1 pseudogene is annotated in these 640 nt (G+C 70.5%); it reads right to left on the bottom strand.

Annotated elements, in window-relative coordinates:
* Positions 1–640, bottom strand: a pseudogene (locus AAHH99_RS12475) (DUF222 domain-containing protein); the annotation flags it as partial.

Genomic DNA, 640 nt, shown 5'->3' with positions numbered 1-640 from the left:
GTGGTGGTGGTTGGGGTTGGAAGGGTTCGTACCAGCGCCATTGGGCGTGTTCGCCGAGGGGTCCGGGGCAGGGCGCGACGTCGGGTGGGGGTTGGGTGGGTGTGCGTGCCAGGGATCCGGGGTGGAGCGGTTTGCCTTGGCGGGTGGTGACGGACAGCTGGTCGGCCGGTCCGGTGATGGTGATCTCGCCTCTGTGGTGTAGCCGGTGGTGGTAGGGGCAGACCAGCACCAGGTTGTCCAGTTCGGTGGGCCCGCCGTCTTCCCAGTGCACAAGGTGATGGGCGTGCAGTCCGCGGGTGGCCCCGCAGCCGGGCACCCGGCAGGTGCGGTCGCGGTGCTCGAGGGCTCGGCGTAGCCGTCGGCTGATCACCCGTGTGGTGCGCCCGGCCCCGATGGGTTGGCCGTGGCGTTCGAGCCAGACTTCGCAGCCGGTGTCGCACAACAGCAGGCGCCGATCGGCCTGCGATAAGACCGGGCCCAGATGGGGCCAGGCGGCGGCTTTGTCGAGGTCGAGGTGCACGATCACCGTGGTGTCTTGGCCGTGGGGGCGGCGGGTGGCCTCGGTGTCCCAGCCGGTGTGCACCAGGCGCATGAACGCATCACCCAGGGTGGGAAACGGCGGTTGGCGCCGCAGATCGCC

The sequence above is a fragment of the Mycobacterium neumannii genome (assembly GCF_048452905.1).
GTDB classification, from domain to species: domain Bacteria; phylum Actinomycetota; class Actinomycetes; order Mycobacteriales; family Mycobacteriaceae; genus Mycobacterium; species Mycobacterium neumannii_B.
Note: the sequence above shows the minus strand (reverse complement) of the source record. Positions and strands in the feature narration are given on the sequence as shown.